A 21,917-nucleotide genomic window follows, 5' to 3' on the forward strand; every position below is an offset into this window, starting at 1 on the left:
AGCGACGACGGCTGGCGCGGCTCAGTCGTCCGCGCCACCATTCTCCTGGCCCTGGCGGGCCGCGGCCGCCCGCAGCTTGTCTTTCTTGCTCGGGCGCTTGCCCTTGATGCCGCCGTTGCCCGGCGGGGCGGCGGGCGCGGCCTCGGTGGGCTCGAAGCCGGGGATCTGCTCCAGCGGCAGGGCCATGCGCTGGCGCTTTTCGATCAGGCGCCAGTGGGCCTCGGTGCTGGCGCTGACGAAGCTCACGGCCACGCCGGTCTCGCCCGCGCGGCCGGTGCGGCCGATGCGGTGCACGTAATCGGTCACCGAGCGGGGCAGGTCGAAGTTGACCACCACGGGCAGTTGCGCGATGTCGATCCCGCGCGAGGCGAGGTCGGTCGTCACCACCACCTGCCAGCGGTCGTCCTTGAACTCCTGCAGCACCTGCTTGCGCGCGCCCTGGCTCAGCCCCCCATGGAAGGGCGAGGCGAAGATGCCCGCCTGGTAGAGCTTCTCGGCCACGTGCTCGGCCGCGTACTGCGTGGCCACGAACACCAGCACGCGCGACCATTCGTGCGTCTGCACGAGGTGGCGCAGCAGCTGCGTGCGCCGGCCCGGGTCCACGGCGATGGCGCGCTGGGCGATGTCGGGCGTGGTCTCGGGCGAGTGGGCGATCTCGATGCGCACCGGCTCGCGCAGCAGGCCGTCGGCCAGCGCGGCCACCGCCGGCGCGAAGGTGGCCGAAAACAGCAGGTTCTGCCGCTCCACGGGCAACAGGGCCAGCACGCGGTTCAGTTCCTCGGCGAAGCCTAAGTCGAGCAGGCGGTCGGCCTCGTCCAGCACCAGGGTCTGCACGGCGGAGAGCGCCACCGCGTTGTGGTCCATCAGGTCCAGCAGGCGGCCCGGCGTGGCGACGACGATGTCGGCCCCGCTGCGCAGGCCCATCATCTGCGGGTTGATCGAGACGCCGCCGAACACCACGGCGACCGCCAGGCGCTGCGGCAGCAGGTGCCGGGCCAGATCGCGCAGGACCTCGCCGACCTGCTCCGCCAGCTCGCGCGTGGGCACCAGCACCAGGGCCCGCACGCGGCGCGCGCCCCGGCCGGCCTGGGCCAGCGTGTGCGGCAGGCACTGCTGCAGCAGCGGCAAGGCGAAGGCGGCGGTCTTGCCCGAACCGGTCTGCGCGCAGGCCCGCACGTCGGCACCACGCAGCACGGCCGGAATGGCCTCGGCCTGGACCGCCGTGGGCGTGGTGAAGCCCATCGCATCGGCGGCGTGGACAAGGGCGGGCGAGAGGCCGAGGGAAGCAAAAGGCATGGCAGGCGCGCACCGGGGCGCGAAGGAGGGAACCCGCGATTGTGCCGCCCTGGGGCGGGATGCGGATAATTCGCGGTCTTTGAGGCCTTTCCTGCCTCATTTCCTGCCTTCATTCCTTGCCCGCCGTCCTTCGCCCGCGCCCCGGGTCTCTCGCCATGCGCCTGATTGCCATCGCCGCCGTTTTCTTCAAAGCCCAGGGGGTGCCGCCATGCGCCTGAGCGACCTGGGCGGCCTCGTCTATTCGACCGAATCCGGCCGCATGTGCCCCGGCTGCCGCCAGCCCGTGGCGCAGTGCGCCTGCCAGGCGGCACGCGCTGTGCCGGCGGGCGATGGCACCGTGCGGGTCTCGCGCGAGACCAAGGGGCGGGGCGGCAAGGCGGTCACGGTGGTGAAGGGCGTGGCGCTCGACGAGGCCGCGCTGGCGCTGCTGGGCAAGCAGCTCAAGGCCGCGTGCGGCAGCGGCGGGACCGTGAAGGACGGCGTGATCGAGGTGCAGGGCGACCATGTCGAGCGCGTGATGGACGCGTTGCGGCAACGGGGCCACACCGTCAAGCGGGCCGGGGGCTGAGAGGCGCAGCCATGGACCCGGAACAACTGCAGCGCCTGCTGACCGTCCAGATGCCCTACGGCAAGTACAAGGGCCACGCCATTGCGGACCTGCCGGGCAACTACCTGAACTGGTTCGCCCGCGAGGGCTTTCCGCGCGGCGATCTGGGCCGGCTACTGGCCCTCATGCACGAGATCGACCACAACGGCCTGTCGGCCCTGCTGGAGCCGCTGCGCGCCCAGGCCGGGCAGGGCCCGGCGTCCCGGCGCTGAACCGCCGTCGCGTGCGCTCTCAGTGGCCGCCGGCCGGTGCCCGAAGCATTTGCGGAACAGCGCGCGGGCCACGCCGTGCGCGGCCTGCTGCAGCGAATGCGCGACCTCGGGCGCGAAGCGGCGCTCGGTGTGCTGCCGCCACAACCCCACCCAGGCCGCGAAATGCCCCGGTGTCACGCCCTCCAGCGCACCGTGCCGCGCGAGCACGTTGCGGCGGTAGCGCCGGCTGCCCAGCGCCACCGTGCTCCAGAAGTCCACCATGCGCGCCAAGTGCGGCTCCCAGCGGTCCTGCAGCGCCGCGTCGAACACGGGGCCCAGCAGGGCATCGGCGCGCACGTCGGCGTAGAAGCCGTGCACGAGGTCGGTGATGCCCGCCAGGTCCAGGATGTGCCGGACGGGGAGCTGAAGGTGTGCGGTTGAATCCATCGGGTCGGTGCGCAGGGCTGCGCGGTGGTTGAAGTCGGGTGGTCGGGTGGGTTGGACCGGGCCGGGGCAGAGCATGCCCGTTCCGGCGTCAAGGGGTTTGACGCGCAGCAAGCGATGGTCGCGCCGTGCCGTCGCCCAGCCAGGCCCCCGCCGCCGCCATCACGCAGCGCGTGAGCCGCTCCAGCCCCGCCTGGGCCGAGCGCGGCAGCGCCCAGTACAGGGGCACGTCCATCCCCGCCTGCGGCCGTAGCTCCACCAGCGTGCCATCGGCCAGTTGCCGTTCGATCAGCACGGTGGGGTGCATGCCCCAGCCCATGCCGACCTCGCAGCTGCGCAGAAAGCCCTGGTTGGACGGCATGAAGTGGCGGGGCGGGTGGCGGCGCGAGGCCAGGCCCTGGCGCTGCAGCCACTGGTCCTGCAGGCGGTCGTTGCGGCCATAGACCATCATGGGCGCGAGCGCGGCAGTCTCGGGCGTCACGCCGCCGCCGAAGTGGCGCTCCACGAATGGCGGGCTGCCGACCGCCACATAGTGCATGGCGCCCAGCGGCCAGGTGTTGCAGCCCGCGATGCTGCCGGCGCTGGCGGTGACGGCGGCGATCACCTCGCCTTCGCGCAGTCGCTGGGCAGTGTGTTCCTGGTCGTCGATGCGGATGTCCAGCAGCTCGTTACCTCCTGCAGTGAAGGCCGCCATCGCGTCCATGAACCAGGTCGACAGCGAATCGGCATTCACCGCCAGCTTCAATGTGGGGGCTGGCGCCTGGGTGTCGGGCATCAACGCAGGGTTGGCACGGCGCAGTTCGTTTTCCAGCAAGGCCACCTGTTCCACGTGGAGGCAGAGCCGGCGGCCCGCGTCGGTGCCCATGCACGGCGTTCCGCGCAGCACCAGCACCTGGCCTGCGCGCTCTTCCAACTGCTTCACGCGTTGCGAGATGGCCGAGGGCGTGACGTGCAGCTTGCGCGCAGCGCGCTCGAAGCTGCCTTAGCGCACCACGGCCGCCAAGGCTTCCAGGCCGGCATAGTCAAGCATTAGTTTTGCTTCATATTGCTTAGAGACTTTAAGTTTACTTAAATCAATGCGGTTCGGACAATTCACCCATGTGGATCGCCTCGCCCCCCTCCTTTTCTGCCGCTTCCGTCTCCGCCTCGTGGCTGGCCGGATTCACGGTGTGCCTGACGTTGATCGTCTCCATCGGCGCACAGAACCTGTTTGTGCTGCGCCAGGCCGTGCAGGGCCGCCATGTACGCGCCTGCATTGCCTGGTGCGTCATCAGCGACGCGTTGCTGGTGGCGGTGGGCGTGGCCGGCATGGCGCAGTTGCTGGGCCAATCGCCCACGCTGGCTTGGTGCCTGACGTTGGGCGGGGCGGTGTTCCTGTTCGCTTACGGATGCTTCGCGTGGCACCGGGCGTTCTGCGCACCGCAGGCGGCGCTGGCCGCCACGGGGCGGACCGAACGCAGTGCATTGGGCGTCGTCGGCGCGCTGGCCGTCATCACGCTGCTCAATCCGCACGTGTACCTGGACACCGTGGTGCTGATCGGGTCGATTGGGGCGCGGCAGGATGGCGGCCTGAAGTGGGTCTTCGTGGTGGGTGCCGCCTGCGCCAGCCTGCTGTGGTTTCTCGTGCTGGCCTTCGCGGGTCGGCGGCTGCAGCACGTGTTCGCCAATCCGCGCGCGTGGCGAGTGCTCGACACGTTGACGGGTGCCACCATGTTTGCGCTGGCGTGGTGGGTGGCGCGCAGCCTGCAGGGCGATTGATCCGGCGAGCGAGCGCGCCGGCGGCGGTGCCGCCACGTGCGGATCACCGAGCCGCAGCGCCTTCGCTCGATCACCGTGCTGCCCCCTTGGTGCAGCGTGGCGCGGCTTTCAGGGCCTCGCGCGGGCCTGCAGGAAGTCAATGAACACGCGCAGCTTGCGCGGCACGTGGGTGCGGCTCGGGTGGTAGAGGTAGAAGCCCGGAAAGGTCGGCCACCAGGGCTTGAGCACCGGCATCAGCCGGCCTGCGGCGATGTCGTCGGCCACCTGCACTTCGAACACGCAGGCGATGCCGGCGCCGGCGCGCACTGCCGCGATCAGGATGTCTCCGTCGTTCGAGATCAGCGGCCCCTGCACTTCCACCTCGACCGCGCGCCCCCTGTTCGTGTATTCCCAGCGGTAGATCCCCCCGCCCAGCCGCACGTTGAGGCAGCGATGGCCGGCCAGGTCCTGGGGCACCTGCGGCAAGGCGCGTCCTTGCAGGTAACGGGGTGACGCCACCGTCGCGATGCGCTGCCGCCCGCCGATGGGCACGGCCACCACGTCCTGCGCCAGGGACTCCCCCAGTCGGATGCCGGCATCGAAGCCGCCAGCCACGATGTCGAGCAGCGCGTTGTCGCAATGCAGGTCGAGCGTGATGTCCGGGAACTCCGCGAGGAACGCCTGCAGGTGCGGTAGCACCACGATGTCGGCGGTGGTGCGCGAAACATTGAGCCGCAGCAGCCCTGACGGCCTGTCTCGCGACTCGTTCATGCCTTCGATGGCAAGCGCCAACGACGCCAGGCTCGGCTGCGCCTGTGCCAGTAACCGCTGGCCCAGTTCAGTGACGCCGACGCGCCGCGTCGAACGGTCAAGCAGCCGCACACCCAGACTGGCTTCCAGCTTGCGGATCGTCTGCGACAGCGCCGACGGCGACACACCCAGTTCCGCGGCGGCCCGGGTGAAGCTCGCATGGTGCGCAACGCGCGCGAACGCGGCAATGGGGGCCAGGAGATCGGGGGACATGGCGCCGATTGTGAAGCACTGCTTCATGCCGCATGCCGCGAGCACCCATTTATCTAAAGCGACGTTGTGCCTATCGTTGGCGCTTCTCCGGCCCGGCGCCGATGGGAATCCCAACACTTCATTCCTCCACCCTCATCACCCCTAAGGAACATCCATGAGCTCACTCTCAGGCAAGGTCGCGATCGTCACCGGTTCGTCCAAAGGCATCGGTGCCGGCATCGCCGAGCGACTGGCCGCCGATGGCGCGTCCATCGTCGTGAACTACGCCACCGCTGCATCGGACGCGGACGCCGTTGTGCGCCGCATCACCGCCGCAGGTGGCCGGGCAGTCGCCGCGCAGGCAGACCTCTCGCAGCCATCGCAGATCCAGCCGTTGATCGATGCTGCCCTTGCACAGTTCGGTCGGCTGGACATCCTCGTGAACAACGCGGGCATCTACCGCATGGACTCGCTGGATTCGCTGACGGCGGACAGCATCGATGCCCACTTCGCGCTCAATGTGCGGGGTTTGCTTTTGACCACGCAGGCTGCTGCGCGCGTGCTGCCGGCGGGTGGCGTCGTGGTCAACATCAGTTCGGGGCTGGCCAAGAGTCCCTACCCGGCGGTGCATGCCTACTCGGCCACCAAAGGCGCAGTCGACACGCTGACGCGTTCGCTGGCCATAGAACTCGGACCCCGCCAGATCCGGGTGGTGGGTATCGCCCCGGGCTTCGTGAAAACGGAAGGCAGTGCCGATGCCCCCAAGGAGATGGTCGACATGCTGGTCGGCAAGACGCCGCTCGGCCGGGTGGGGACGCCTGCGGACATCGCCGACGCCGTGGCGTTCGCGGTGTCGGAGCGCGGTGGATGGATCACCGGAACGACCATCGACGTTGCCGGGGGCATGGTGTTCTGAGCCCCATCGGAGTCCGGCGGCTTAAAGCGCCGGTGCGCTGCCGGCGCTGGCCCCGGAGGCGACGGCCATCTGCAGGCGACGCGGCCCGCATCGCCGCGTGTGCCGGTGCGTGCGGGCCGCAGGCGCGACGTTGGTCCGCCCTCAGAACGCGGGCACCACGGCGCCCTGGTACTTGTCCTGGATGAACTTCTTCACTTCCGGCGTGTGCAGCGCCTTCACCAGCTTCTGGATGCGGGGGTCGTTGGCGCGGTCTGCGCGCGCGGCCACCAGGTTGGCGTAGGGCGAGTCAGCGCCTTCAATGAACAGCGCGTCCTTGGTGGGGTTGAGCTTGGCCTCGATGGCGTAGTTGGTGTTGATGAGCGCCAGGTCCACGTCCTGCAGCGCGCGCGGCAGCAGGGCGGCTTCGAGTTCGCGGAATTTGAGCTTCTTGGGGTTCTTCACGATGTCGATCGGGGTGGCCGTGATGTTCTTGGGGTCCTTCAGCTCGATCAGGCCCTGCTTTTGCAGCAGGATCAGCGCGCGGCCGGCGTTGGACGGGTCGTTGGGGATGGCGACCAGGGCGCCTTCCTTGAGCTCGCCCACGGCCTTGATCTTCCGGGAATAGGCGCCGAAGGGCTCCACGTGCACCTTGCCGTCGGGCACGGCGACGATGCTGCTCTTGCGGTCCTTGTTGTAGCTGTCCAGGTAGGGCTGGTGCTGGAAGAAGTTGGCGTCCAGCTGCTTGTCTTCCACCGCGGCATTGGGCTGGATGTAGTCGCTGAATTCCTTGACCTGCAGGTCCACGCCCTGGGCCTTGAGCTGCGGCTTCACGAAGTTCAGGATTTCCGCATGCGGCACCGCCGAGGCCGCGACCTTGAGCACATCGGCGGCATGCGCCGAGAAGGCCAGGGTGGCGACGGCAATGGCGGACAGCGTTTTCTTCAGCATGGAGAGGGCTTTCATTTCAGTCGGTTGGATTGGTCGGCGGGGCGCCCCAGCGCGCGCCGTTGGAAGACGCGAATGTAAAGAAGGGCGCGGGCATGCGCCATTCTTTTATTTTCATATCGATATAACGAGCGAACCTCTTATGCGATTTTGTGGCTCGCTATTCAAATGAAAAGAGGCTGATGCCCTAGTATCGTTTGGCTTGGTTGCTATTGAAAGAATAGCAATCAGGGTGGCGCGCCGATGGGCACGCCAGGGCGTCAGCGCAGCACTTCCAGCAGGCGATCCAGCCCGCCTTCGTTGATCGCCACCTTGGCCTGGGCCCGCACCGCCGGCTTGGCGTGGTAGGCCACCGACAGGCCCGCGGCCCCCATCATGGGCAGGTCGTTGGCGCCGTCACCCACGGCAATGGCCTGGCTGGGCGAAATGCCCAGGAGCGAGGCCACTTCCAGCAGCGTCCGGCGTTTCTCGGCGCCGTCGCAGATGTCGCCCCAGGCCTGGTCCACCATGCGGCCGGTGAGCACGCCGTCCTCGACCTCCAGCTGGTTCGACCGCGCGAGATCGATGCCCAGCCCGGCGCGGACCCGGTCGGCGAAGAACGTGAAGCCGCCCGAGACCAGCAGCGTGGTCAAGCCCGCGGAGCGGGCCGCGGCCACCAGTTCCTTGGCGCCGGGGTTGAAGCGCAGCCGCTCGGCGAACACGTGTTCCAGGTGCCCGACGGTCACGCCGCGCAGCAGGGCCACGCGCTGGCGCAGGCTTTCCTTGTAGTCGGTGATCAGGCCCTGCATGGCGGCCTCGGTGATGGCGGCCACTTCGGCCTTGCGGCCGGCCGCGTCGGCGATCTCGTCCACGCACTCGATGTTGATCAGGGTGGAGTCCATGTCGAATGCGATGAGCTTGAAGTCCGACAGGGACAGCGGGGTGGAAAGGCCTTGGACGACAAGGCCGGGAGCGAATTCGGTGGCGGCACTCATGGATGGGGGGAGGAAAGATCCTGCGGCGAAGACAAAAGGAAGGGGGAGGGGACTGCCCGGCGCGCAGCGGCGGCGTTCCGGGACACAGCGGGGATTATCCCCAGGTCGCCTGCCGCTGCCTGGCTTTGCCGTGATCGCTGCCGCTCCCGCCTCGTTGCTTCACTGGGGCGCCAGCCCGGCCGCCTTGACCAGTTCGGCGTGCAGTTTGATTTCCGCGGCGATGGTGTCCTGCAGTTGCTGGGTGGTGCCGGGCGCCACTTCCATGCCGCTGGCTGCCAGCCGGGTCTGGGTGTCGCCCGCCAAGGCGGCGTGGGCGGCGCTGCGCAGCCGGTCGATGACGGGCTGCGGCGTCCTGGCCGGTGCCAGCAGGCCGACCCAGGCCGACAGTTCCACCTGCGGCACGCCGCTTTCCGCCATGGTGGGCACCTGCGGCAGCACCGCCGAACGCTGTGCGCTCATCACCGCCAGCGCCTGCAGCTTGCCCGACTGGATGTGGGGCAACGCTTCGGGCAGCACGGCGAACATGAGGTCCACGTTGCCCGCCAGCGTGTCGTTGATGGCCGGGGCACCACCCTTGTACGGCACATGCAGCATGCTCGATTGCGTGCGGGTGCCGAACATCAGCGCCGCCAGGTGCTGCGGGCTGCCGTCGCCCGACGATGCGTAGGTCACCCGGCCCGGTGCGGCCCGGGCCGCCTGCAGCACGGCGGCCACGCTCGGAAACTTCTGCGCGTCCTTGGCGACCAGCACCATCGGCTGGTTCACCAGCTTGGTGATGGGCACGAAGTCGGCCTGCGGGTCATAGGGCAGGGTCTTGAAGATGCTCTTGTTGGTGGTCAGGAACGACGCCGGCGACACCATGATCGTGTAGCCGTCCGGCGCCGCACGGGCCACCATGGGTGTGCCGATCTGGCCCGAGGCGCCCGCCTTGTTGTCCACCACGAACGGCTGGCCCAGTTCGGCCGCCATCTTCTGGCCCACCATGCGCGCGATCATGTCGGCGCTGCCGCCAGCGGGGAGCGCGACGATCACTTTCACCGGGTGGTCCGGGTAGGTGCCCTGGGCCAGCGCGGGCGCTGCCGTGGCCACGAGGCCGAGGGCGCAGAAAAATGCCGGGATCGGGCGTGCAACACGCATGAGCGGACTCCTTGGATCGGTTGGAACGAATGGCCGCCGGTGCCATACCGGCGCGTTCCAGGGTCCAAGCAATTCCTGCACCCGTTCGCGGTGTGCTGGCGCGTGCGCCAGCGATTGGCATGTCGGATGCTATTATTTTTATAGCTATATGCCCTAGTACTTATTGCGCTCAGGGCACGTTTCGCTCTGAATGCAAAGAGTCCGGCCAGATGGCGGGGCGCCCCGGCCGGAAGGCACCGAACACAGCGCATGGCATGCCGCTCACCACGGCACCGTCCCAAGCCATCCGTCAGGCGGGCGCGCCCTGCGCCAGCGGCTGCCCCAGGCTGCGCAGCACGTCGCGCACCATCTGCACCCGGTCCTTGGCCTCGGGCAGTTCGCGTTCGATGCGCAGCTTCTCGTTGCCGGCCAGCTTGATGTGCTTGTTCTTCTGGATCAGGTGGATGATGTTCATCGGATCGATCGGCGGCTGCGGCTTGAAGGTGATGTGGATCACGCCGGGCGCCGCATCCACCTTGACCACGCCATAGGGTTGGCTCATGCAGCGCAGGCGGTGCACGTCGATCAGGGTCTGCGCCTGCGGCGGCAGCTTGCCGAAGCGGTCCACGATCTCCTCCAGCAGGCTGTCGATCTGGTCGGTGGTCTTGGCGGTGGCCAGCTTCTTGTAGAACGACAGGCGCAGGTGCACGTCGCCGCAGTAGTCATTGGGCAGCAGCGCGGGCGCGTGCAGGTTGATGTCGGTGGTGACGGACAGCGGCGCCAGCAGGTCGGGCTCCTTGCCCGCCTTGAGCGAGCGCACGGCCTCCGACAGCATCTCGTTGTAGAGCTGGAACCCCACCTCCAGCATGTTGCCGCTCTGGTTCTCGCCCAGCACTTCGCCCGCGCCGCGGATCTCCAGGTCGTGCATGGCCAGGTAGAAGCCGCTGCCCAGCTCCTCCATCTGCTGGATGGCGTCGAGCCGCTGCGCGGCCTGCTTGGTCAGGCCCTCGATGTCCGGCACCATCAGGTAGGCATAGGCCTGGTGGTGGCTTCGGCCCACGCGGCCGCGCAGCTGGTGCAGCTGCGCCAGGCCGAACTTGTCGGCGCGGCTCATGATGATGGTGTTGGCCGTGGGCACGTCGATGCCGGTCTCGATGATGGTCGAGCACAGCAGGATGTTGTAGCGCTGCGCCACGAAGTCGCGCATGACCTTTTCCAGCTCGCGCTCGGGCATCTGGCCGTGGGCCACGGCGATGCGGGCCTCGGGCAATATCTCTTCCAGCTTCTGGCGCCGGTTCTCGATGGTCTCGACCTCGTTGTGCAGGAAGTAGCACTGCCCGCCGCGCTTCAGTTCGCGCAGCACGGCCTCGCGGATCACGCCCGTGCCCTCGTTGCGCACGAAGGTCTTGATGGCCAGGCGCCGCTGGGGCGCCGTGGCGATCACGGACAGGTCGCGCAGGCCCTCCAGCGCCATGCCGAGCGTGCGCGGGATGGGCGTGGCGGTGAGGGTGAGCACGTCCACCTCGGCGCGCAGTGCCTTCATCTGCTCCTTGTGGCGCACGCCGAAGCGGTGCTCCTCGTCGATGATGAGCAGGCCCAGGTTGTGGAATTGGGTGGATTCGGAGAGCAGCTTGTGCGTGCCCACCACGATGTCCACCGTGCCGTCGCCGATGCCCTTGATGGCAGAGGTGATCTCCTTGCCCGAACGGAAGCGCGACACCTCAGCCACCTTCACCGGCCATTTGCCGAAGCGGTCCATCAGCGTCTGGTAGTGCTGCTCGGCCAGCAGCGTGGTGGGTGCGAGGAACGCCACCTGCTTGCCGCCCGTGACGGCCACGAAGGCCGCGCGCAGGGCCACCTCGGTCTTGCCGAAGCCCACGTCGCCGCAGACCAGGCGGTCCATGGGGCGGGGCGAGATCATGTCCTGGATGACGGCGTGGATGGCTGCGTTCTGGTCGGCCGTTTCCTCGAAGCCGAAGTCGTTGGCGAACTGCTCGTAGTCCTGCGGCGAGTAGCGGAAGGCGTGGCCTTCGCGCGCCGCGCGGCGGGCGTAGATGTTGAGCAGCTCGGCCGCGGAGTCGCGCACCTGCTCGGCCGCCTTGCGCTTGGCCTTCTCCCATTGGCCGCTGCCCAGCTTGTGCAGCGGCGCCTCGTCGGCGCTCACGCCCGTGTAGCGGCTGATGAGCTGCAGCTGGCTGACCGGCACGTACAGCACCGCCTTGTCGGCGTATTCGAGGTGCAAAAACTCCTGCAGCGCGGGCGTGCCGTCGGGGTTCTTCTGGCCCACGTCCATGTTGATGAGCCCGTGGTAGCGGCCGATGCCGTGCGCGCTGTGCACCACCGGGTCGCCCACGTTGAGCTCGGACAGGTCCTTGATCAGCGCCTCGACATCGCTCACCTGCTCCTGCTTCTTGCGCCGGCGCGTGGTGGCGCCGGCGGCGAACAGCTCGGTCTCGGTCACGAAGTCGATGCCGTCGCCGAGCCAGCTGAAGCCCGTCGTGACGGCGGCGGTGGCGATGCCCACCTTCTCCTCGCCATGGGCCTGGAACTCGGCCAGCGAGTCGAAGGCCGGCGGGCTCAACTGCGAGGCGCGCAGGAAATCGAGCAGGCTCTCGCGCCGCCCGGCGCTTTCCGCCAGCAGCAGCACGCGGTGCGGGGTGTTGCGGATGTGGGCGTGCAGGCGCGCCAGGGGGTCTTCGGCACCGCGCGCCACCGACAGGTCGCCCAGCTTCTGGAAATGGGCGTTGTCGGCAATGTCCTCCACGCCCGGTCGCAAGGCGAGTTGCGCGTGCGCGTTGGCACGGGTGTAGAACTGCTCGGTGGTGAGGAACAGCGCTTCCGGCGGCAGGGCCGGGCGGTCCGGGTCGCCCTGGATCAGGCGATGGCGGTCCTTCGTGTCCTGCCAGAACCGCTGGAAGGCCGGCTCCAGATCGCCGTGCAGCACCACGGTGGCCTCGGCGCCGAGGTAGTCGAACACGGTCGCCGTCTCGTCGAAGAAGAGCGGCAGGTAGTACTCGATGCCCGCGGTGGCCACGCCGTTGCCCATGTCCTTGTAGATGCGGCTCTTGGTCGGGTCGCCCTCCAGCATCTCGCGCCAGCGGCTGCGGAATTTGGCCCGTGCGTCGTCGTCCATCGGGAATTCGCGGCCCGGCAGCAGGCGCACCTCCGGCACGGGGTACAGGCTGCGCTGGCTGTCCGGATCGAACGTGCGGATGCTGTCGATCTCATCGTCGAACAGGTCCACGCGGTAGGGCACCAGCGAGCCCATCGGAAAGAGGTCGATCAGCCCGCCGCGCACCGCGTACTCGCCCGGGCTCACCACCTGCGACACGTGGGAGTAGCCCGCCAGCGTGAGCTGCGCCTTGAACTTCGCCTCGTCCAGCTTCTGCTTGACCTTGAAGTGGAAGGTGTAGCCCGCGAGAAAGGAGGGCGGCGCCACCCGGTACAGTGCCGTGGTGGCCGGCACCAGCACCACGTCCGCTTCGCCCTGGCTGATGCGCCACAGCGTGGCCAGGCGCTCGCTGATCAGGTCCTGGTGCGGGGAGAACGTGTCGTAGGGCAGCGTCTCCCAGTCCGGAAACAGCGCGCAGCGCAGCTCGGGGGCGAAGAACGCCATCTCGTCGATGAGGCGCCGCGCATCGGTGGCGTCGGCCGTCACGATGGCGGTGGTGCGCCGCGCGGCTTTCTCTCGCTCGCCCAGGCGCGCCAGCAGCAGGGCATCGGCGCTGCCCACCGGGCGTGGCAGGGTGAAACGTTTTCCAGGGATGAGTTTGGGGAGGTCCATGCGGGTGGCGGTGCGTCGGGCCCGGGACACCGGCCCCGGGGGCGCGGTGTGCGCGGCGGTCGGGCGGTGCGGGCGAGTGGCAATTCTAGGCGGCGTGCTCTCGGCGCACGTTGTCAGATGGGGACGCCCGGCCCTCCTACAATGGCCGCCCCATGACCGATCTGCTCCCGCACCTTTCGCCGCCACCGCTCTCCGGCCAGGGGCGTTTCTGGGCCCTGGTGCCCTGTGCCGGCGTGGGCGCCCGTGCGGTGGCGCAGCCTTCGGGGATCGACCGGGGCGCGCCAGGCCAGGTGCCGGTGCTGCCCAAGCAGTACCAGCCGGTGGCCGGGCATCCCATGGTGCTGCACACCCTGGCCGCGTTCGCCGGCGTGGGCCGGCTGCTGGGCACGCTGGTGGCCGTGGCCCCGGGCGATGCGTTTTTCGACGGCCAGCCGCAGCCCACCTTCTTCGTGGCCCCCTGCGGGGGCGCCACCCGCGCGGCGACGGTGCTGGGCGGCCTGCGCGTGCTGCAAGAGCGCGGCGCGCTGCCCGAGGATTGGGTGCTGGTGCACGATGCGGCCCGCTGCCTGGTCACCACGGCGCAGATCGACGCATTGATCGACGCCTGCGCCGACGACGCCGTGGGCGGGCTGCTGGCCCACAAGCTGGCCGACACGCTCAAGACCGCGATCGACGGCCCGGGCGGCGTGCGCGTGTCCTCCACGGTGGACCGCACCGACAAGTGGCTCGCCCAGACGCCCCAGATGTTCCGCCTCGGGCCGCTGCGGCAGGCGCTGGAGCACCTGGGCCCGGCGGCCACCGACGAAGCGAGCGCCATGGAGGTCATGGGCCTGCACCCCCGGCTGGTGCCGGGCGGCGCGCAGAACTTCAAGGTGACCTACCCGGCCGACTTCGCGCTGGCCGAAGCGGTGCTGGCGCAGCGCATGCATGCCGCCACCCTGGACCGCTTCGGCGGCGCCCGGGGCGAAGCCTCGGCCGTGCCGGGCAAGACGATTTTTTAGGCGCGCGCAGCGCCTGCAGGAACGCGAACGATGAACATCCGAATCGGCGAAGGCTGGGACGTGCATGCGCTGGTGCCGGGGCGCCGCCTCGTCATCGGCGGTGTGGACGTGCCGCACACCATGGGCCTGCTCGGCCATTCCGATGCCGACGTGCTGCTGCACGCCATCACCGACGCGCTATTGGGCGCCGCCGCGCTGGGGGACATCGGCAGCCACTTCCCGGACACCGACCCCACGTTCAAAGGCGCGGATTCCGTGGCGCTGCTGGTGGAGGCCGCGCGGCGTGTGCGCGCGCAGGGTTACGAGATCGGCAACATCGACAGCACGGTGATCGCGCAGGCGCCGCGCCTGGCCGCCCACATCCCCGCGATGCGGGCCCGCATCGCGCAGGCGCTGTCGCTGCAGGAGGGTCAGGTCAACGTCAAGGCCAAGACCGCCGAGCGGCTCGGTCCGGTGGGGCAGGGCCTCGCCATGGAGGCCCGGGCCGCGACGCTGCTGTTCGTCAAGCCTTCGCCGGCTTAGGGCGGCGCGGGGGCAGGTTGCGCTTGATCTGCGGGCGCTGCAGGCGCTGCTTGGGGTCCTTGCCGCCGGGCAGGTCGGTCGCCCGCTGCAGCTGGATGTGGGCCACCAGCCCGCCCGATCCCGAATTGGCCAGGGCGAAGATGCCTCCCATGCGCTGCACCGTCTTGTCCACGATGGACAGACCCAGGCCCGCGCCGGCGGCCGCCGTGCGGGCCGAATTGCCGCGGAAGAACGGCTTGGTTAGGTTGGCCAGCTGCTCCGGCGGCACGCCCGGGCCGTGGTCGCGCACCTTGATGAGCACCCACTTCTCGCGCCCCTTGGCCGCGATGTCTACGGTGGCCGTGCCGCTGTCGTGCGTCTTGCCGTAGCGGCGGGCATTCTCGAGCAGGTTGGAGATCACGCGCGCCAGCTCCACCTCGTCGGCCAGCACGTTCAGGTCCTCGGGCACGTTCATCGAGATCTGCAGCTCGCGGTGGTCCTGCACGGCGTACACGCACGACGACACCACGCCATGCAGGTTGACCGGGTTCAGGGTCACGTTGTCGGGGCGGGCGTAGTCGAGGAACTTGTCGATGGTGGCGTCGAGCTGCACGATGTCGGCCACCATGTGTTCGCGGGCCACGTTGTCCGACACGCTCATTTCGGTTTCCAGCCGCAGGCGGGCCAGGGGCGTGCGCAGGTCATGCGAAATGCCCGCCAGCATCACGGCGCGGTCCTGCTCCAGCTTGGCGAGCTTTTGCGCCATGCGGTTGAAGCCGATGTTCACCTCGCGGATTTCGCTGGTCACGGCTTCTTCGTCGAGCTGGCTGGCGGCGAAGTCGCCGTCGCGCACGCGGTTCGCGGCATACGACAGCTGTTTGAGCGGCCGGTTGATCAGGCGCGCGATGGCCGCGGCACCCGCCAGCGACAACGCTGCGGCGGTGATGAGCCAGATCATCCACGTCTTGCCCCCGGCAGCGCTCAAGCGGGACCGGTCCATCAGCAGCCAGTTGGGGTCGCCGTTGATGGTGAAGCCCACCCACAGGCCGCTTTCGCCATTGACGTTGCTCGCCACGATGGTGCCTGGCCCCAGGCGGGTGGTGAGTTCTTCGGTCAGCCGCATGCCCAGGGCCGAGGCGTCCAGCAGGTCGAAGCGGTCGGACGGCTCGCGCGGCAGGATGCGAACGCCTTCCTGGTCGGCCATGGTCTTGATCAGCGAGACGCGCGCGATCGCATCGGCATGCACCAGCGCCGCGCGGCTCAGGTTCACCAGCGAGGCGATCTGCTGCGCCGTCTGCAGCGTGCGCGGCTCGAACTCCAGCGCCCGCAGCGTCTGCAGCCAGGCCAGGATGCTGCCCACCAGCAACAGCGCGAGCAGGAAGAACGTGCGCCAGAAAAGGTTCAGCCCCACCCGTGCACGCTGCGCCCGCAGGTACACGGGGGCCTCCAGGGGGGCGGGGCTGGTGGCGTCGGACGACGCTGCTTCGTAGTTGGCGCTCATGTCGTGAGAATCATCGGGAAATTGCCGGAGGGCAGGGGGCGCCACGGCGAAAACGCGGCCCTCGGCAAAAGGGAGATCAGCTCGTGCCGTCCGGCACGAACACGTAGCCCACGCCCCAGACGGTCTGGATGTAGCGGGGCGCCGCAGCGTCCACCTCGACCAGCTTGCGCAGTCGGGACACCTGCACGTCCAGGCTGCGGTCGAACGGCTCGAACTCGCGGCCGCGCGCCAGCAGGGCCAGCTTTTCCCGCGACAGCGGCTGCCGTGGGTGGCGGACCAGCGCCTTCAACATGGCGAACTCACCGGTGGTGAGCGGCAGCTCTTCGCCGCTGCGCTGCAGTGCGCGCGTGCCCAGATCGAAGGTGAAAGGACCGAAGGTGACGACCTCGTTGTCGCCCGACGGAGCGCCCGGCGCCTCTTGCGGCGGCCTGCGGCGCAGTACCGCGTGGATGCGGGCCAGCAGTTCGCGGGGGTTGAACGGCTTGCCCAGGTAATCGTCGGCGCCCACTTCCAGGCCCACGATGCGGTCCACGTCCTCGCCCTTGGCGGTCAGCATGATGATGGGAGTGCGATCATTGGCGGCGCGAAGGCGGCGGCAGATCGAGAGGCCGTCCTCGCCGGGCATCATCAGGTCCAGCACGATGAGGTCCACGGTTTCGCGCAGCAGAATGCGGTTGAGGGCCTTGCCATCTTCCGCAACCATGACTTCGAAGCCCTCTTGCGTGAGATAGCGCCGCAGCAAATCGCGAATGCGGGCGTCGTCATCCACCACGAGAATCTTGTCGGTACGGTTGGTTGTTGAGGCCATTTGTTTCCCAAGTCCTATTTGTAACAGAGCCGATTCTGACCACCTTGAACCCCGAAGTTCGGCTTTTTGCCAGATACCTGACCAACTGTTACAAGTTTTGCCCCGCCACGCACAGACGCTATCGGGCCTTTACCGCCGATTGATCTCGACCGGTTAACGTAGCGTTTCAAGGGTGTCCGATGCACCCGTCCACTTTCTCTTCACAAGGATTCCTATCATGAAAATTGCTACCAAAATAATAGCTGCAGGTGCTTTTCTGGTGTGCACTGGCGCCGCTTTCTCCCAAAACGCCGTGATGCCGCCACCGCAGAATGTGCTGCAGCTGTCCGCGACCGGCACCGTGGATGTCCAGCAGGACCTGCTGGTGCTCACGCTGGCCACCAGCAAGGAAGGTGCCGATGCAGCCACGGTGCAGACGCAGCTCAAGCAAGCGCTGGACTCCGCGTTGGCGGAGGCCAAGCGCTCTGCCCAGCCGGACCAGATGGACGTGCGCACCGGCGCGTTCGGCATGTACCCGCGCTATGGCAAGGAGGGCAAGATCAACGGCTGGCAGGGCCGGGCCGAGCTGATCCTGCAGGGCCGTGATTTCTCGCGCATCACCACCACCGCCGGCAAGATCCAGTCCATGCCGATCAGCCAGATCGCCTTCGACCTGTCGCGCGAGGCCCGCGAGAAGGTGGAGGGCGAGGCGCAGACCAAGGCCATCGAGCAATTCAAGGCCCGTGCGAATGAACTGGCGCGCGGCTTCGGCTTCAGCGGCTACACGCTGCGGGAGGTGGCGGTGAACAGCAACGAGATGATCCCCGGCCCCCGGCCGCGCATGATGGCCATGGAGGCCAAGATGTCGTCGATGTCCGCCGATGCGCCCGTACCGGTGGAAGCCGGCAAGGCGCAGGTGGTGGTGAACGTCTCCGGCGCCGTGCAACTGCGCTGAAGGGTTGGCGGGCTGAAGCCCGCGCCGGGCCGCCTCCTTCCCTGGATGCCAGGGCAGGGCGCCGGTGATCGGGCGGTTAAGGCTTTTCGTTCTTACTGGGCGGCCCAGCCACCGTCCATGTTCCAGGCGACGCCGCGGACATTGTTGGCCGCCGGCGAGCAGAAGAACACCGCCAGTTCGCCCAGTTCTTCGGGCGTGGTGAACTGCAGCGAGGGTTCCTTTTCGCTCAGCAACTGCTTCTTTGCGTCTTCGTTCGACAGGCCCTGGTCGGCCGCCTTGGCATCGACCTGTTTCTGAACCAGCGGCGTGAGCACCCAGCCGGGACAGATCGCATTGCAGGTCACGCCGGTGGTGGCGGTTTCCAATGCGGTGACCTTCGTCAGGCCCACGATGCCGTGCTTGGCTGCCACATAGGCCGCCTTCTGGGCCGAAGCCACCAGCCCGTGCACCGAGGCGATGTTGATGATGCGGCCCCAGTTGGCCGCTTTCATTGGAGGCAGGGCCAGGCGCGAGGTGTGGAAGGCGCTGGTCAGGTTGATCGCCAGGATGGCATCCCACTTCTCGACGGGAAAGTCCTCCACGTTTGCCACGTGCTGGATGCCTGCGTTGTTGACCAGGATATCCACGCGCCCGAACTGGCTGGCGCTGTACTTCATCATGTCCTCGATGTCCGCTGCGCGGCCCATGTCGGCCCCGTGGTAGGCCACCTGCGCGCCATGGCTTTCGCCGGCAGCCAGCACTTCGGCACGGGGGCCGTCCACATCGCCGAAACCATTGAGGACGACGTTGGCGCCCTGGCGCGCGAGCGCCTTGGCGATGCCCAGTCCGATGCCGCTCGTGGAGCCGGTGACGAGGGCGGTTTTGCCTTGAAGCATGTGAGTCTCTCCGAATGAATTAGGATGAACGCAACCATTATCGAGCGCCCCCGCGACGAATTCGTTCCCATGACCGAGCCTACGCTGAATTACGTGAATTGCCCTGGAATCGCTGCCAAGGAGGGCTCGGCGGACGGTGCAGCCGCCAGCCATCGCATGGCGTATTGGGAATGGAACGCGACGGGCCAGCCGGACCATCCGCACGTAGTGGTCTGCGTGCATGGCCTGTCGCGCCAGGGGCGTGATTTCGATGTGCTCGCCCGCCGTCTGTCCCGCCACGCACGTGTGCTGTGCCCCGATGTGGCCGGCCGCGGCCGCAGCGACTGGCTCGCCGACCCCATGGCCTATCAGGTGCCGGTCTATGCCGCCGACATGCTAGCACTGCTGGCCGACGTGCATGGCCGCGCTCCCATCCAGCATCTGGACTGGGTGGGCACCAGCATGGGTGGCCTGATCGGCATGGCGCTGCTCGGCCAGCCAGGGTTGCCGCTTCCCGTGCCGGTGCGCCGGCTGGTCCTGAATGATGTAGGGCCGGTGATCGAATGGAGTGCGCTCCAGCGCATCGGCCAGTACCTCGGGCGGCCCGCCCACTTCGAAACGGAGCAGCAGGCAGCCGATGCCCTGTGGACGATCTCCTCCAGCTTCGGTCCCCATACGCCGGCGCAGTGGCTGGCGTTGTCGCGCGCCATGCTCCGGCCTGCGCCCGAGGGCGGGTTCGTGCTGCACTACGACCCGGCCATTGCCCAGCCGTTTCGCGCGATGACGCAGGAGGCCGCCGTTGCGGGCGAGGCGCAGCTGTGGCAGCTGTACGACCGGATCGCCGCACGCACGCTGCTGCTGCGCGGCGCGCAATCGGATCTGCTCTCGCGCTCGACGGCGCAAGCCATGTCGCAACGCGGGCCCCGGGCCCAGGTGGTGGAGTGGAACGGGGTGGGGCACGCCCCGACGCTGGTGGCGGACGAACAGGTGGATGCGGTCGAGGCGTTCCTCTTCGATTCCAGCGAAAGAAGAGGTGGGCTGTGAAGAGCCTGGCCACCGCACCTCCCGCCACGCTGGGTCAGGGAGGCGCGGGGAGCGCGTCGCCCCGGTCCGATGCCGTGCCGCAGCTCATCGCTGCCACGGCGCTGTCGCTGCCCGAGCAGGCGGGCGCGTTGGCGCGTGCCCGGGCCTTTGCGGAGCCTCTGCTGTCCAGCGAGACGCTGGAGACCGGTGAGAACACCTTCGCGCACGCCGAAGCCGTCGCCTCCATCCTCAAGAACATCGGTGGGTCGGAAGCCATGCAGGCGGCCAGCTATCTGGTGCATGCCTGCTCGCACCTGAACAAGCCCGAGGAGGTCATCGCCAAGGCCTTCGGGCAGAACTTCGCCGCGCTGGCCGTGGAGACCACCAAGCTCATGCGCGTGCAGCAGCAGGCACGCGAAGCCCAGATCGCCGGACACCCGGTGGACGACCCCGCCACGCAGACCGAGAACGTGCGCAAGATGCTGCTCGCGTTCTCCCGGGACCTGCGCGTGGTGATGCTGCGGCTGGCCTCGCGCCTGCAAACCCTGCGCTTCTATGCCGCCACCAAACGCGCCGTGTCGCCCGGCATCGCGCGAGAGGCCCTGCAGGTGTTCGCGCCGCTGGCCAACCGGCTCGGCATCTGGCAGATGAAATGGGAGCTGGAAGACCTGTCCTTCCGGTTCCTGGAGCCGGAGACCTACAAGCAGGTGGCCCGGCTGCTGGACGAAAAGCGGGCCGAGCGCGAGGTGTACATGGAGCAGCTTCGCGGCCGGCTGGAGTCCGAACTCCGGGCCCGCAGCATCAGCGCCAGCGTGCAGGGCCGGCCCAAGCACATCTACAGCATCGTCAAGAAGATGCGCGGCAAGTCGCTCGACTTCGAGCATGTGTTCGACATCCGGGCGCTGCGGGTGGTGGTGCCTTCGGTGAAGGATTGCTACGCTGCGCTGTCCTGGGTGCACGAGCATTTCAAGCCCATCGACGCCGAGTTCGACGACTACATCGCCAAGCCCAAGCCCAACGGCTACCAGTCGCTGCACACCGTCGTGCGCGACGAGACGGGCAAGGCCATCGAAATCCAGATCCGCACCCAGGCCATGAACGACCACGCCGAGCATGGCGTAGCCGCGCACTGGGCCTACAAGGAGGCGGGCACCAAAGGCTATGCGGGTGTTTCGGCCTCCGGCGAATACGACGCCAAGATCGCGGTGCTGCGCCAGTTGCTGGCCTGGGAGCGGGACATGGCGGGCACCGTGCAGCACGGGGGGCTGTTCGAGGACCGCATCTACGTGCTCACGCCGGATGCGGCCGTGGTGGAGCTGCCGCAGGGAGCCACCCCGGTCGATTTCGCCTATGCAGTGCACACCAGTGTCGGCCACCGTTGCCGAGGCGCACGCGTCGACGGTGCCATGGTGCCGCTCAACACGCCGCTGCAGAACGGGCAGACCGTGGAGATCACCACCGTCAAGGAAGGCCGCCCGTCACGCGATTGGCTCAATGCCGAACTGGGCTACCTCACCAGCCACCGCGCCCGCGCCAAGGTGAGAGCGTGGTTCAACGCCCAGGCCACCCATGAGACCACGGCGCGGGGCCGCGAGGCGGTGGAAAAGCTGCTGCAGCGAGAGGGCAAGACCGCCATCAAGCTCGACGATCTTGCCGTGCAGCTGGGCTTCAAGACGGCGGACGCCTTGTTCGAAGTGGTGGGCAAGGACGAGTTCTCGCTGCGCACCATCGAGACGCTGCTGCGCCCGCCCGAGCCCGTGCTGCAGCCGGACGATTACCTGCTTCTCAAGAAGACGCGCACCTCCGAGGCCGCGCCCAAGGGCGGGGTGCTGGTGGTGGGCATCGATTCGCTGATGACGCAACTGGCCAAGTGCTGCAAGCCTGCGCCGCCCGACAACATCCGGGGCTTCGTCACGCGTGGCAAAGGGGTGAGCGTGCACCGCGCCGACTGCAGCAATTTTCGCGAGATGGCGGCGCGCAGTGCCGAACGCGTCATCGAAGTGGAGTGGGGGCAATCCAAGGCGTCCGCCGGTGCCGGCCCGTCGGTCTATCCCGTGGACGTGTCGGTCGAGGCTGCAGACCGGCAAGGCCTGCTGCGCGACATTTCCGAGGTCTTTGCCAGGGAGAAGACCAACGTGATCGGCGTTCAGACGCAGTCCGTGAAAGGCACGGCCTGGATGACGTTCACGGTGGAGGTGGCCGACTCCGGACGGCTCAACAAAGTGCTCGGCATTGTGGCCACGGTGCAAGGCGTGCGTTCTGCACGGCGCCGTTGAAAGAAAGCGCGCGAAGTTGCCTGGAACG

The 21,917-nt window shown here is 68.3% G+C and carries 19 protein-coding genes and 1 pseudogene; 9 read left to right on the forward strand and 11 right to left on the reverse strand.

Translation table 11 applies throughout. The annotated features are described in order from the left end of the window. Positions 1-21: 21 nt before the first annotated feature. Complete coding sequence (locus tag AVMA1855_RS05100; RefSeq protein WP_284424858.1) at positions 22-1,296, reverse strand: DEAD/DEAH box helicase; 1,275 nt, start codon at positions 1,294-1,296, stop codon at positions 22-24. 208 nt (positions 1,297-1,504) lie between these two features. Between AVMA1855_RS05100 and AVMA1855_RS05105 the strand changes: the two genes are divergently transcribed. Next, a complete protein-coding gene (locus AVMA1855_RS05105) occupies positions 1,505-1,864 on the forward strand; it encodes a translation initiation factor Sui1 (protein WP_272548263.1) in 360 nt (119 codons plus the stop codon). Between the two features lie 11 nt (positions 1,865-1,875). Beyond that, positions 1,876-2,115, forward strand: a complete 240-nt coding sequence (locus tag AVMA1855_RS05110) for a DUF3820 family protein (RefSeq protein WP_272548262.1) — start codon at positions 1,876-1,878, stop codon at positions 2,113-2,115. Here AVMA1855_RS05110 and AVMA1855_RS05115 read toward each other — a convergent pair. Both AVMA1855_RS05115 and AVMA1855_RS05120 read right to left on the reverse strand, forming a co-directional pair. Next, positions 2,017-2,541 carry a group III truncated hemoglobin gene (locus AVMA1855_RS05115; RefSeq protein WP_284424859.1) on the reverse strand — a complete coding sequence of 175 codons (525 nt, stop codon included), beginning with the start codon at positions 2,539-2,541 and terminating at the stop codon, positions 2,017-2,019. The genes AVMA1855_RS05110 and AVMA1855_RS05115 overlap by 99 nt on opposite strands. 88 nt (positions 2,542-2,629) lie before the next feature. Further along, positions 2,630-3,568, reverse strand: a pseudogene (locus AVMA1855_RS05120) (HTH-type transcriptional regulator ArgP). Positions 3,569-3,636: 68 nt separating this feature from the next. Between AVMA1855_RS05120 and AVMA1855_RS05125 the strand changes: the two are divergent. Further along, entirely contained in the window at positions 3,637-4,296 is a 660-nt protein-coding gene (locus tag AVMA1855_RS05125) for a LysE/ArgO family amino acid transporter (RefSeq protein ID WP_284424860.1), read from the forward strand. 108 nt (positions 4,297-4,404) lie between these two features. Here the strand turns inward: AVMA1855_RS05125 and AVMA1855_RS05130 are convergent, their stop codons facing one another. Continuing rightward, a complete protein-coding gene (locus tag AVMA1855_RS05130) occupies positions 4,405-5,298 on the reverse strand; it encodes a LysR family transcriptional regulator (RefSeq protein WP_284424861.1) in 894 nt (297 codons plus the stop codon). A 154-nt stretch (positions 5,299-5,452) separates the two neighbouring features. On the opposite strand from AVMA1855_RS05130, the gene AVMA1855_RS05135 reads away from it, so the two are divergent. Beyond that, positions 5,453-6,193: an SDR family NAD(P)-dependent oxidoreductase gene (locus tag AVMA1855_RS05135; protein WP_284424862.1), complete on the forward strand. Its 741-nt coding sequence runs from the start codon at positions 5,453-5,455 to the stop codon at positions 6,191-6,193. Between the two features lie 141 nt (positions 6,194-6,334). On the opposite strand, the gene AVMA1855_RS05140 is transcribed toward AVMA1855_RS05135, so the two are convergent. The 4 genes from AVMA1855_RS05140 to mfd form a co-directional block, all read right to left on the reverse strand. Then, a complete protein-coding gene (locus AVMA1855_RS05140) occupies positions 6,335-7,120 on the reverse strand; it encodes a MetQ/NlpA family ABC transporter substrate-binding protein (RefSeq protein WP_284409001.1) in 786 nt (261 codons plus the stop codon). 257 nt (positions 7,121-7,377) lie between these two features. After that, positions 7,378-8,091: a phosphoserine phosphatase SerB gene (serB, locus tag AVMA1855_RS05145; RefSeq protein ID WP_272564097.1), complete on the reverse strand. Its 714-nt coding sequence runs from the start codon at positions 8,089-8,091 to the stop codon at positions 7,378-7,380. A 159-nt stretch (positions 8,092-8,250) separates the two neighbouring features. After that, a complete protein-coding gene (locus tag AVMA1855_RS05150) occupies positions 8,251-9,228 on the reverse strand; it encodes a Bug family tripartite tricarboxylate transporter substrate binding protein (RefSeq protein ID WP_284424863.1) in 978 nt (325 codons plus the stop codon). Between the two features lie 289 nt (positions 9,229-9,517). Further along, complete coding sequence (gene mfd / locus AVMA1855_RS05155; RefSeq protein WP_284424864.1) at positions 9,518-12,991, reverse strand: transcription-repair coupling factor; 3,474 nt, start codon at positions 12,989-12,991, stop codon at positions 9,518-9,520. Between the two features lie 152 nt (positions 12,992-13,143). Here mfd and AVMA1855_RS05160 point away from each other — a divergent pair, with 152 nt between their 5' ends. Further along, positions 13,144-13,992, forward strand: a complete 849-nt coding sequence (locus tag AVMA1855_RS05160; RefSeq protein ID WP_284424865.1) for an IspD/TarI family cytidylyltransferase — start codon at positions 13,144-13,146, stop codon at positions 13,990-13,992. A gap of 30 nt (positions 13,993-14,022) precedes the next feature. Further along, on the forward strand, positions 14,023-14,514 hold the full coding sequence (ispF, locus tag AVMA1855_RS05165; RefSeq protein ID WP_284399393.1) for a 2-C-methyl-D-erythritol 2,4-cyclodiphosphate synthase: 492 nt from the start codon (positions 14,023-14,025) through the stop codon (positions 14,512-14,514). On the opposite strand, the gene AVMA1855_RS05170 is transcribed toward ispF, so the two are convergent. Both AVMA1855_RS05170 and ompR read right to left on the reverse strand, forming a co-directional pair. Continuing rightward, positions 14,495-15,994, reverse strand: a complete 1,500-nt coding sequence (locus AVMA1855_RS05170) for a sensor histidine kinase family protein (RefSeq protein ID WP_272564092.1) — start codon at positions 15,992-15,994, stop codon at positions 14,495-14,497. The two genes, ispF and AVMA1855_RS05170, sit on opposite strands and share 20 nt — an antisense overlap. 76 nt (positions 15,995-16,070) lie before the next feature. Next, positions 16,071-16,802, reverse strand: a complete 732-nt coding sequence (gene ompR / locus AVMA1855_RS05175) for an osmolarity response regulator transcription factor OmpR (RefSeq protein ID WP_272564091.1) — start codon at positions 16,800-16,802, stop codon at positions 16,071-16,073. Positions 16,803-17,019: 217 nt separating this feature from the next. Here ompR and AVMA1855_RS05180 point away from each other — a divergent pair, with 217 nt between their 5' ends. Next, positions 17,020-17,736: an SIMPL domain-containing protein gene (locus AVMA1855_RS05180; protein WP_284424866.1), complete on the forward strand. Its 717-nt coding sequence runs from the start codon at positions 17,020-17,022 to the stop codon at positions 17,734-17,736. A 92-nt stretch (positions 17,737-17,828) separates the two neighbouring features. Here the strand turns inward: AVMA1855_RS05180 and AVMA1855_RS05185 are convergent, their stop codons facing one another. Next, entirely contained in the window at positions 17,829-18,611 is a 783-nt protein-coding gene (locus AVMA1855_RS05185) for a 3-hydroxybutyrate dehydrogenase (protein WP_284424867.1), read from the reverse strand. A 69-nt stretch (positions 18,612-18,680) separates the two neighbouring features. Here AVMA1855_RS05185 and AVMA1855_RS05190 point away from each other — a divergent pair, with 69 nt between their 5' ends. Together AVMA1855_RS05190 and AVMA1855_RS05195 are read left to right on the forward strand one after the other, a co-directional pair. Next, a complete protein-coding gene (locus AVMA1855_RS05190; RefSeq protein WP_284424943.1) occupies positions 18,681-19,634 on the forward strand; it encodes an alpha/beta fold hydrolase in 954 nt (317 codons plus the stop codon). Positions 19,635-19,663: 29 nt separating this feature from the next. Next, positions 19,664-21,889: a RelA/SpoT family protein gene (locus tag AVMA1855_RS05195; RefSeq protein WP_284424944.1), complete on the forward strand. Its 2,226-nt coding sequence runs from the start codon at positions 19,664-19,666 to the stop codon at positions 21,887-21,889. Positions 21,890-21,917 lie beyond the last annotated feature (28 nt).

The sequence above is a fragment of the Acidovorax sp. SUPP1855 genome, from assembly GCF_030158955.1.
Taxonomy (GTDB): Bacteria; Pseudomonadota; Gammaproteobacteria; order Burkholderiales; family Burkholderiaceae_C; genus Paracidovorax.

Coding starts and splice junctions, on each gene's coding strand:
- AVMA1855_RS05100 (WP_284424858.1), bottom strand. CDS start 1,296: ATGCCTTTTGCTTCCCTCGGCCTCTCGCCCGCCCTTGTCCACGCCGCC.
- AVMA1855_RS05105 (WP_272548263.1), top strand. CDS start 1,505: ATGCGCCTGAGCGACCTGGGCGGCCTCGTCTATTCGACCGAATCCGGC.
- AVMA1855_RS05110 (WP_272548262.1), top strand. CDS start 1,876: ATGGACCCGGAACAACTGCAGCGCCTGCTGACCGTCCAGATGCCCTAC.
- AVMA1855_RS05115 (WP_284424859.1), bottom strand. CDS start 2,541: ATGGATTCAACCGCACACCTTCAGCTCCCCGTCCGGCACATCCTGGAC.
- AVMA1855_RS05125 (WP_284424860.1), top strand. CDS start 3,637: ATGTGGATCGCCTCGCCCCCCTCCTTTTCTGCCGCTTCCGTCTCCGCC.
- AVMA1855_RS05130 (WP_284424861.1), bottom strand. CDS start 5,298: ATGTCCCCCGATCTCCTGGCCCCCATTGCCGCGTTCGCGCGCGTTGCG.
- AVMA1855_RS05135 (WP_284424862.1), top strand. CDS start 5,453: ATGAGCTCACTCTCAGGCAAGGTCGCGATCGTCACCGGTTCGTCCAAA.
- AVMA1855_RS05140 (WP_284409001.1), bottom strand. CDS start 7,120: ATGCTGAAGAAAACGCTGTCCGCCATTGCCGTCGCCACCCTGGCCTTC.
- serB (WP_272564097.1), bottom strand. CDS start 8,091: ATGAGTGCCGCCACCGAATTCGCTCCCGGCCTTGTCGTCCAAGGCCTT.
- AVMA1855_RS05150 (WP_284424863.1), bottom strand. CDS start 9,228: ATGCGTGTTGCACGCCCGATCCCGGCATTTTTCTGCGCCCTCGGCCTC.
- mfd (WP_284424864.1), bottom strand. CDS start 12,991: ATGGACCTCCCCAAACTCATCCCTGGAAAACGTTTCACCCTGCCACGC.
- AVMA1855_RS05160 (WP_284424865.1), top strand. CDS start 13,144: ATGACCGATCTGCTCCCGCACCTTTCGCCGCCACCGCTCTCCGGCCAG.
- ispF (WP_284399393.1), top strand. CDS start 14,023: ATGAACATCCGAATCGGCGAAGGCTGGGACGTGCATGCGCTGGTGCCG.
- AVMA1855_RS05170 (WP_272564092.1), bottom strand. CDS start 15,994: ATGAGCGCCAACTACGAAGCAGCGTCGTCCGACGCCACCAGCCCCGCC.
- ompR (WP_272564091.1), bottom strand. CDS start 16,802: ATGGCCTCAACAACCAACCGTACCGACAAGATTCTCGTGGTGGATGAC.
- AVMA1855_RS05180 (WP_284424866.1), top strand. CDS start 17,020: ATGAAAATTGCTACCAAAATAATAGCTGCAGGTGCTTTTCTGGTGTGC.
- AVMA1855_RS05185 (WP_284424867.1), bottom strand. CDS start 18,611: ATGCTTCAAGGCAAAACCGCCCTCGTCACCGGCTCCACGAGCGGCATC.
- AVMA1855_RS05190 (WP_284424943.1), top strand. CDS start 18,681: ATGACCGAGCCTACGCTGAATTACGTGAATTGCCCTGGAATCGCTGCC.